The organism is Escherichia sp. WS1118, assembly GCF_046487695.1.
Lineage (GTDB): Bacteria > Pseudomonadota > Gammaproteobacteria > Enterobacterales > Enterobacteriaceae > Escherichia > Escherichia coli.
In genome coordinates, this window is sequence record NZ_JBJQIZ010000012.1 from 106,643 (window position 1) to 115,292 (window position 8,650).

Sequence of the window (8,650 nt, forward strand, 5' to 3'; positions counted from 1 at the left end):
AGGGCAATAATCTTTACACCAACGCCCCGTAAATCGTCAGTAGCGCAATTACCACCACGACCACGAACGAGGTTTTCTTCGCCATTGAAACCGCTGCCTTTGGCGTCTCCACCTTATCGACATGCGGTTCACGCGCCAGAGAGAACTGTGCCAGACGCGTTAATACCTGATATTGCGAAGTATGGAAATCACCCAGCGAAGCAAACCAGGCCGGTAACGCTTTCTCACCATGACCGATCAAGGCATATACCACACCCGCAAGACGAACCGGCACCCAATCCAGTACATGAAGCACGCCATCAATGCCGGACTGTAAACGATGATGCGGCGTCTGGTATCGCGCCAGCCAGTATTGCCATGCACGCAAAAACGCATACCCCATCAGCGTAACGGGTCCCCAGGTTCCCCCCACAATCAGCCAGAACAGCGGAGCAAGATAAAAACGAAAGTTAATCCACAGCAATGCATTTTGCAGCTCACGCAAATACTCACGTTCATCGCAGCCTGCCGGGACGCCGTGAATCATGGTGAGTTCGCCAGCCATCGTGGCACGGGCATGGCTATCATTACGTGAAGCAGCTGTCAGATAAGCATGATAATGAAGACGAACTTTACCTGCGCCAATACACAGCAAACCAATCAGCAGCCACACCAGCAGCGTGGGAACGTTGAACAATACTCCCTGCAATGCGCGTAACAGTAAAAAAGTCACGCCCATCGCAATAATGGTCATGCCTAATGTGCGCCCGAGAGAAAAATGTTTCACCCGCCGAAAGAACGCTTCAAGACGATGATCAAGCTGCCAGTGCTCGCCCAACTTAAACAGGCGCTCGAAAATTAACACCAGTAAGGTTGTAAATAGCGTCATGTTGTCTCCTTGCTGACCAGTGCACGAAACCGTGCCCAATCAAATGCAGGGCCGGGATCGGTTTTCCGATCCGGCGCAATATCACAATGGCCCGTCATGTTATTAGCGATATCTGGATAGCGATCAATCAGTGCCCGCGTAACCGCCGCAAGCTGTTGATACTGCGCATCGGTATACGCCAGCGTATCGGTGCCTTCCAGCTCAATCCCAATAGAAAAATCATTGCAGCGTTCACGCCCCTGATACTGAGAGACTCCCGCATGCCAGGCACGTTTATCGAAAGGAACATACTGGACTATTTCACCATCGCGGCGAATCAAACAGTGAGCGGAGACGCGCAAATGGGCGATCTCAGCAAAGAAAGAATGTGCCTGCGGATCAATAGTTCCAGTGAATAATGCGTCGATCCACGGACCGCCAAACTCGCCTGGCGGCAGGCTAATATTGTGCACCACCAGCAGGGTGGGTGTTTCGTCATCCGGGCGGCAATCGTAATGTGGTGAGGGAACGCGGCGCGCGCCAACCAGCCACCCCTGTTCTAACAACATGCAGGATCTCCTTATATGTGGTGCTAATACCCGGTTCAGAGTAGCATGTTTCTACCTTATGATTCGTTAGCTATCTGGAGTTTTAACATGCCGCCTCGCCGCTATAACCCTGACACCCGACGTGACGAGCTGCTGGAACGCATTAATCTCGATATCCCCGGCGCGGTGGCCCAGGCGCTACGGGAAGATTTAGGCGGAACAGTCGATGCCAACAATGACATTACGGCAAAACTTTTACCGGAAAACTCTCGCTCTCATGCCACAGTGATCACCCGCGAGAATGGCGTATTTTGCGGCAAACGCTGGGTTGAAGAGGTGTTTATTCAACTGGCAGGCGACGATGTCACCATTATCTGGCATGTGGATGACGGCGATGTCATCAACGCCAATCAACCCTTGTTCGAACTTGAAGGCCCATCTCGCGTGCTGTTAACGGGCGAACGCACTGCGCTTAATTTTGTGCAAACTCTTTCAGGAGTTGCCAGTAAGGTACGCCACTATGTCGAATTACTGGAAGGCACCAACACGCAACTGTTGGATACGCGTAAAACCTTGCCCGGCCTGCGTTCAGCTCTGAAATACGCGGTACTTTGCGGCGGCGGAGCGAATCACCGCCTGGGGCTTTCTGATGCCTTCCTGATCAAAGAAAACCATATTATTGCCTCCGGCTCAGTGCGGCAGGCGGTCGAAAAAGCATCCTGGTTGCACCCGGATGCGCCAGTAGAAGTCGAAGTAGAGAATCTGGAAGAACTTGATGAAGCTCTGAAAGCAGGTGCCGATATCATCATGCTGGATAACTTCGAAACAGAACAGATGCGCGAAGCCGTCAAACGCACCAACGGCAAGGCGCTACTGGAAGTGTCTGGCAACGTCACTGACAAAACACTGCGCGAATTTGCCGAAACGGGCGTGGACTTTATCTCCGTTGGTGCGCTAACTAAACACGTACAGGCACTCGACCTTTCAATGCGTTTTCGCTAATTGCTAACAGATTTATCCGCTCCATCGCGGGCGGATAAATCTCCCCTTCCCCAACTTTCTTCGTAACGCCTCGCAAATTTCTTGTCTTTCGCTGCAACGAAATAAAAAACCTCGGAAGCTGCTTTCCCGTTTCGTTTTTTGCCCCTCGCTTGTGCTGATGGCGTTTGCCAAAGTAGCGCCAACCAAATCAAGGAGCGAAACAGATGGACAAGCAACGCGGTTTTACACTTATCGAACTGATGGTGGTTATTGGCATCATTGCCATTTTAAGCGCCATTGGTATTCCCGCTTATCAAAACTACCTGCGCAAAGCCGCACTCACCGACATGCTACAAACCTTTGTGCCTTACCGTACCGCCGTAGAGTTGTGCGCGCTGGAACATGGTGGATTAAATACCTGCGACGGTGGCAGCAATGGCATTCCCTCGCCTACCACCACCCGCTATGTTTCAGCCATGAGTGTGGCAAAGGGCGTGGTGTCGCTGACCGGGCAAGAAAGTCTCAATGGACTAAGCGTCGTCATGACGCCGGGTTGGGATAACGCAAACGGCGTCACCGGTTGGACGCGCAACTGCAATATTCAAAGTGACAGCGCATTGCAGCAAGCCTGCGAAGATGTCTTCCGCTTTGATGACGCCAACTAAGGAGCGGCAATGAATATTCCACAGCTCACCGCCCTGTGTCTGCGTTATCAGGGAGTCTTGCTGGATGCCAGCGAAGAGGTGGTTCATGTTGCGGTAGTCGATGCACCTTCGCATGAGCTACTGGACGCATTGCATTTCGCTACCACCAAACGTATTGAGATCACCTGCTGGACACGCCAACAAATGGAAGGTCACGCCAGTCGCACACAACAGACATTGCCCGTAGCTGTTCAGGAGAAGCATCAGCCCAAAGCAGAGTTGCTGACTCGAACGTTACAATCTGCGCTGGAACAACGCGCGTCTGATATTCATATCGAACCAGCGGACAATGCCTACCGCATCCGCTTGCGTATCGACGGCGTATTGCATCCTTTACCGGACGTTTCACCGGATGCCGGAGTCGCATTAACCGCCAGATTAAAAGTGCTGGGAAACCTGGATATTGCGGAACATCGCCTGCCGCAGGACGGGCAATTCACTGTCGAACTGGCAGGAAACGCCGTCTCATTTCGTATTGCGACCTTAGCATGTCGGGGTGGTGAAAAGGTGGTATTAAGGTTGTTACAGCAGGTGAACCAGGCACTGGATGTTAACACGCTTGGAATGCAGCCGTCACAACTGGTGGACTTTGCTCATGCCTTGCAACAACCACAGGGACTGGTGCTGGTAACTGGCCCTACAGGCAGCGGCAAAACGGTCACGCTTTATAGTGCCCTGCAAATGCTGAATACCGCTGACATTAATATTTGTAGCGTCGAAGATCCGGTTGAGATCCCCATAGCCGGACTAAACCAGACGCAAATCCATTCGCGTGCCGGACTCACCTTTCAGGGCGTTTTGCGTGCGTTATTGCGCCAGGATCCTGACGTCATCATGATCGGAGAGATCCGCGATGGCGAAACGGCAGAAATTGCCATTAAAGCCGCGCAAACCGGTCACCTGGTGTTGTCTACCCTACACACTAATTCCACCTGCGAAACGCTGGTACGTTTACAGCAAATGGGAGTCGCCCGCTGGATGCTATCATCGGCGCTTACGCTGGTAATAGCCCAGCGTCTGGTACGCAAACTTTGCCCGCATTGTCGCCGGCAGCAAGGGGAGCCCATCCATATTCCAGACAATGTATGGCCGTCGCCGCTGCCCCACTGGCAGGCACCCGGTTGTGTACATTGCTACCACGGTTTTTATGGTCGCACGGCCTTATTTGAAGTTCTGCCCATAACACCGGTCATACGTCAGCTTATTTCCGCTAATACCGACGTTGAATCGCTGGAAACGCACGCCCGACAGGCGGGTATGCGAACGCTTTTTGAAAACGGCTGCCTGGCCGTGGAGCAAGGCTTAACCACCTTTGAAGAGTTAATCCGCGTATTGGGGATGCCGCATGGCGAGTAAGCAACTCTGGCGCTGGCATGGCATAACCGGCGACGGCAATGCGCAAGATGGGATGCTATGGGCAGAGAGCCGTGCTTTGCTGCTCATGGCACTACAGCAACAGATGGTTACCCCACTAAGCCTGAAGCGAATCGCCATCAATTCTGCGCAGTGGCGAGGAGATAAAAGCGCGGAAGTCATTCATCAACTGGCGACGCTACTCAAAGCCGGGTTAACGCTTTCTGAAGGGCTGGCTCTGCTGGCGGAACAGCATCCCAGTAAGCAGTGGCAAGCGTTGCTGCAATCACTGGCGCACGATCTTGAACAGGGCGTTGCCTTTTCCAATGCCTTATTACCCTGGTCAGAGGTATTTCCGCCGCTCTATCAGGCGATGATCCGCACGGGTGAACTGACCGGTAAGCTGGATGAATGCTGCTTTGAACTGGCGCGTCAGCAAAAAGCCCAGCGTCAGTTGATCGACAAAGTGAAATCAGCGTTACGTTATCCCATTATCATTTTAGCGATGGCAATCATGGTGGTTGTGGCAATGCTGCATTTTGTACTGCCGGAGTTTGCCGCTATCTATAAGACCTTTAACACTCCGCTACCGGCGCTAACGCAGGGGATCATGACGCTGGCAAGTTTTAGTGGCGAATGGGGTTGGTTACTGGTGCTATTCGGCTTTCTGCTGGCGATAGCCAATAAGCTGCTGATGCGCCACCCAACCAGGCTTATCGCACGGCAGAAATTGCTGTTACGCATCCCGATTATGGGTTCACTGATGCGGGGACAAAAACTCACGCAGATCTTTACGATTCTGACACTGACACAAAGTGCAGGCATTTCTTTTTTACAGGGCGTTGAGAGCGTCAGAGAAACAATGCGCTGCCCGTACTGGGTGCAACTTCTGACACAAATCCAGCACGATATCAGTAACGGTCACCCCATCTGGCTGGCGCTAAAAAATGCCGGTGAGTTTAGCCCGCTCTGTTTGCAATTAGTGAGAACAGGAGAGGCATCCGGCTCGCTGGATCTCATGTTAGACAACCTCGCCCATCATCATCGGGATAACACAATGGCGCTGGCGGATAACCTCGCAGCCTTACTGGAACCGGCGTTGCTGATCATAACGGGAGGAATTATCGGTACGCTGGTGGTGGCAATGTATCTGCCAATTTTCCATTTAGGCGATGCGATGAGTGGAATGGGATAACGCTGGCGTGTTGCTCCACGCCAGCGTTGGTATATTACAGGTTGTTGAAGATGCGGTTTTCTTGTTCCTGCACACGGATAAACGTGGTGCGCTTGGTCAGTTCTTTCAGGCGTGAAGCCCCAACGTATGTACAAGCTGAACGCAGGCCGCCCAAAATATCACGCGCGGTATTTTCAACCGGGCCTCGCAGCGGCAGCTTAACGGTTTTACCTTCTGCTGCGCGATATTCCGCAACGCCGCCAACGTGACGTTTCATCGCAGACTCTGAGCTCATGCCGTAGAACAACATAAATTTCTCGCCGTTCTCCTCAACGATGCGACCGCCGCTCTCTTCGTGGCCCGCCAGCATGCCGCCAAGCATTACGAAATCGGCACCGCCGCCAAAGGCTTTCGCGACATCGCCCGGCGTGGTGCAGCCGCCATCGCTGACGATCATTCCGCCCAGACCGTGCGCAGCATCGGCGCATTCGATCACCGCAGAAAGTTGCGGATAACCGACGCCTGTTTTGACGCGAGTTGTACAAACAGAACCTGGGCCAATGCCAACTTTAACGATATCGGCACCGGAGAGGATAAGCTCCTCACACATTTCACCAGTCACTACGTTGCCTGCACAAATGGTTTTGGTCGGCCACGCTTCACGCGCTTTCGCAACGAACTGCACGAAGTGTTCGGAATAACCATTCGCCACGTCAATACAAACGAAATTTAATGCCGGGTTCAGGTCGAGAATCTGTTTAGTTTTTTCGAAATCCGCATCAGACGTGCCGGTAGAAACCATCACATGTTTCAGCACATCAGCGGAAGAATTGTTGATAAACGCTTGCCACTCTTCGACAGAATAGTGTTTATGCACAGCAGTCAGAATATCAAAAGAAGCCAGCGCAGAGGCCATAGAAAATGTGCCTACGGTGTCCATATTGGCGGCGATAATCGGCACGCCGGACCAGCTCTGACCTGAATGTTTGAAGGTGAATTGACGTTCCAGTTCAACATCGGAACGGCTTTTAAGAGTGGAGCGTTTAGGGCGGATGAGAACGTCTTTAAAACCTAACTTCAGATCTTCTTCAATACGCATGTGCGGATTCCTGGGGTTAATGGCTATAAGGGTAAGAGCGCAACTCCAGTGACGTTATCATACGCACTAATCAATGCGGCGCAAGACTGCGAAATTGTCTTTTTTTACGCTACAATCCCATAAATTTACCTGGTAAATAGTGAGCGAACGTTTCATCAATTTCGCTTTCGTGCGCTCATTTTTAACGTTTTGATAATCATGATGAATTCCCGGGAATATAAATTATGAGGTATATAGTTGCCTTAACGGGAGGCATTGGCAGTGGCAAGAGTACCGTTGCCAATGCGTTTGCTGATCTCGGAATTAACGTCATTGATGCCGATATTATTGCGCGTCAGGTGGTTGAACCAGGTGCACCTGCGCTACATGCCATTGCTGATCACTTTGGCGCTAACATGATTGCTGCTGATGGAACATTGCAGCGCCGGGCCTTGCGCGAGCGGATCTTCGCCAACCCGGAAGAGAAAAACTGGCTTAACGCCCTGCTGCATCCGCTGATTCAGCAAGAGACGCAACACCAGATCCAGCGAGCTACTTCCCCCTATGTACTATGGGTTGTGCCATTGCTGGTAGAAAACTCACTGTATAAAAAAGCGAATCGAGTGCTGGTGGTGGATGTCAGCCCAGAAACGCAACTTAAGCGCACCATGCAGCGCGACGATGTAACTCGCGAGCATGTCGAACAAATCCTTGCTGCTCAGGCAACGCGCGAAGCTCGCCTTGCCGTGGCAGATGACGTCATTGATAATAACGGCGCACCGGATGCTATCGCATCGGATGTTGCCCGCCTGCACGCACACTATTTGCAGCTTGCGTCGCAGTTTGTCTCACAGGAAAAACCGTAATGCAGACCCAGGTCCTTTTTGAACATCCACTAAATGAAAAAATGCGTACATGGCTGCGCATTGAGTTTTTGATTCAGCAACTCACCGTTAATTTACCCATCGTTGACCACGCTGGCGCGCTGCATTTCTTCCGTAATGTCAGCGAATTACTGGATGTTTTCGAGCGCGGCGAAGTCCGCACTGAGCTGTTGAAAGAACTTGACCGGCAGCAACGTAAACTCCAGACCTGGATTGGCGTGCCCGGCGTGGACCAGAGCCGTATTGAGGCATTAATTCAGCAGTTAAAAGCGGCGGGGAGCGTATTAATCTCCGCGCCGCGTATCGGGCAATTTCTACGTGAAGATCGTTTGATTGCTCTGGTGCGTCAGCGACTGAGCATCCCGGGCGGCTGTTGCAGCTTTGATTTACCTACATTGCACATTTGGCTGCATCTACCCCAGGCGCAGCGCGACAGCCAGGTAGAAACCTGGATTGCCAGCCTGAACCCGCTTACCCAGGCACTTACCATGGTGCTGGATTTAATTCGCCAGTCGGCCCCCTTCCGTAAACAAACCAGCCTGAATGGTTTTTATCAGGATAACGGTGGCGATGCCGACTTGCTGCGCCTGAATCTGTCGCTCGATTCACAGCTTTATCCGCAAATTTCCGGTCATAAGAGCCGTTTTGCCATTCGTTTTATGCCGCTGGACAGTGAAAACGGACAGGTACCAGAACGTCTGGATTTCGAACTGGCCTGTTGCTAAGGAGTAAAAATGTCAGAAACTATTACGGTGAATTGCCCAACCTGCGGGAAAACGGTGGTGTGGGGTGAAATCAGCCCGTTTCGGCCATTTTGCTCCAAACGTTGTCAGCTGATTGACCTCGGAGAATGGGCTGCTGAAGAAAAACGAATCCCCAGCAGTAGCGATCTTTCCGAAAGCGATGACTGGAGCGAAGAGCCAAAGCAGTGACATTCTATCTGATGCGACGCTGGCCTGATAAAACGCGCCATGAACTGAACCCCAAAACCTGGACAGTTTCAGTTAACCGGCTTTTTGATACTCAGTCCGGTATTCTACCGGGCTGAGTCCCCCAAGACTGAGTTTTATTCTTTTTTGAT

Annotated in this window: 11 protein-coding genes; 7 read left to right on the forward strand and 4 right to left on the reverse strand. The window is 51.9% G+C overall.

Features of this window, described 5'->3' with window-relative positions; translation table 11 throughout:
• Positions 1 to 13 precede the first annotated feature (13 nt).
• Together ampE and ampD are read right to left on the reverse strand one after the other, a co-directional pair.
• The gene (ampE, locus tag ACJHYO_RS19310) at positions 14 to 868 is read right to left on the reverse strand and encodes a beta-lactamase regulator AmpE (protein WP_000172010.1); all 855 of its coding nucleotides are present in this window, start codon (positions 866 to 868) and stop codon (positions 14 to 16) included.
• On the reverse strand, positions 865 to 1,416 hold the full coding sequence (gene ampD, locus ACJHYO_RS19315) for a 1,6-anhydro-N-acetylmuramyl-L-alanine amidase AmpD (RefSeq protein WP_000923733.1): 552 nt from the start codon (positions 1,414 to 1,416) through the stop codon (positions 865 to 867). The genes ampE and ampD overlap by 4 nt, the downstream gene beginning before the upstream one ends.
• Positions 1,417 to 1,503: 87 nt before the next feature.
• On the opposite strand from ampD, the gene nadC reads away from it, so the two are divergent.
• From nadC to hofC, 4 genes are all read left to right on the forward strand, one after another.
• A complete protein-coding gene (gene nadC, locus ACJHYO_RS19320) occupies positions 1,504 to 2,397 on the forward strand; it encodes a carboxylating nicotinate-nucleotide diphosphorylase (RefSeq protein ID WP_001135168.1) in 894 nt (297 codons plus the stop codon).
• Between the two features lie 203 nt (positions 2,398 to 2,600).
• Complete coding sequence (gene ppdD / locus ACJHYO_RS19325; RefSeq protein ID WP_000360914.1) at positions 2,601 to 3,041, forward strand: prepilin peptidase-dependent pilin; 441 nt, start codon at positions 2,601 to 2,603, stop codon at positions 3,039 to 3,041.
• A 9-nt stretch (positions 3,042 to 3,050) separates the two neighbouring features.
• Entirely contained in the window at positions 3,051 to 4,436 is a 1,386-nt protein-coding gene (gene gspE / locus ACJHYO_RS19330; RefSeq protein WP_001025178.1) for a type II secretion system protein GspE, read from the forward strand.
• Positions 4,426 to 5,628, forward strand: coding sequence for a protein transport protein HofC (gene hofC / locus ACJHYO_RS19335; protein ID WP_000157241.1), 1,203 nt, complete (start codon positions 4,426 to 4,428; stop codon positions 5,626 to 5,628). The genes gspE and hofC overlap by 11 nt, the downstream gene beginning before the upstream one ends.
• Positions 5,629 to 5,662: 34 nt before the next feature.
• Here hofC and guaC read toward each other — a convergent pair whose 3' ends face one another.
• Complete coding sequence (gene guaC, locus ACJHYO_RS19340; RefSeq protein WP_001217338.1) at positions 5,663 to 6,706, reverse strand: GMP reductase; 1,044 nt, start codon at positions 6,704 to 6,706, stop codon at positions 5,663 to 5,665.
• Positions 6,707 to 6,861: 155 nt separating this feature from the next.
• Complete coding sequence (locus tag ACJHYO_RS19345; protein ID WP_120795372.1) at positions 6,862 to 6,906, reverse strand: protein YacM; 45 nt, start codon at positions 6,904 to 6,906, stop codon at positions 6,862 to 6,864.
• Positions 6,907 to 6,930: 24 nt separating this feature from the next.
• Here ACJHYO_RS19345 and coaE point away from each other — a divergent pair, with 24 nt between their 5' ends.
• The 3 genes from coaE to yacG are packed head-to-tail and all read left to right on the forward strand — an operon-like array spanning position 6,931 to position 8,501.
• Entirely contained in the window at positions 6,931 to 7,551 is a 621-nt protein-coding gene (gene coaE, locus ACJHYO_RS19350) for a dephospho-CoA kinase (protein ID WP_001269524.1), read from the forward strand.
• A complete protein-coding gene (gene zapD, locus ACJHYO_RS19355) occupies positions 7,551 to 8,294 on the forward strand; it encodes a cell division protein ZapD (protein ID WP_001194731.1) in 744 nt (247 codons plus the stop codon). The genes coaE and zapD overlap by 1 nt, the downstream gene beginning before the upstream one ends.
• A 9-nt stretch (positions 8,295 to 8,303) precedes the next feature.
• Positions 8,304 to 8,501, forward strand: a complete 198-nt coding sequence (gene yacG, locus ACJHYO_RS19360) for a DNA gyrase inhibitor YacG (protein WP_000005044.1) — start codon at positions 8,304 to 8,306, stop codon at positions 8,499 to 8,501.
• Positions 8,502 to 8,650 lie beyond the last annotated feature (149 nt).

Bases quoted from the DNA above. Each gene is read 5' to 3' on its own strand.
- ampE (WP_000172010.1), bottom strand. From the start codon at position 868: ATGACGCTATTTACAACCTTACTGGTGTTAATTTTCGAGCGCCTGTTT.
- ampD (WP_000923733.1), bottom strand. From the start codon at position 1,416: ATGTTGTTAGAACAGGGGTGGCTGGTTGGCGCGCGCCGCGTTCCCTCA.
- nadC (WP_001135168.1), top strand. From the start codon at position 1,504: ATGCCGCCTCGCCGCTATAACCCTGACACCCGACGTGACGAGCTGCTG.
- ppdD (WP_000360914.1), top strand. From the start codon at position 2,601: ATGGACAAGCAACGCGGTTTTACACTTATCGAACTGATGGTGGTTATT.
- gspE (WP_001025178.1), top strand. From the start codon at position 3,051: ATGAATATTCCACAGCTCACCGCCCTGTGTCTGCGTTATCAGGGAGTC.
- hofC (WP_000157241.1), top strand. From the start codon at position 4,426: ATGGCGAGTAAGCAACTCTGGCGCTGGCATGGCATAACCGGCGACGGC.
- guaC (WP_001217338.1), bottom strand. From the start codon at position 6,706: ATGCGTATTGAAGAAGATCTGAAGTTAGGTTTTAAAGACGTTCTCATC.
- coaE (WP_001269524.1), top strand. From the start codon at position 6,931: ATGAGGTATATAGTTGCCTTAACGGGAGGCATTGGCAGTGGCAAGAGT.
- zapD (WP_001194731.1), top strand. From the start codon at position 7,551: ATGCAGACCCAGGTCCTTTTTGAACATCCACTAAATGAAAAAATGCGT.
- yacG (WP_000005044.1), top strand. From the start codon at position 8,304: ATGTCAGAAACTATTACGGTGAATTGCCCAACCTGCGGGAAAACGGTG.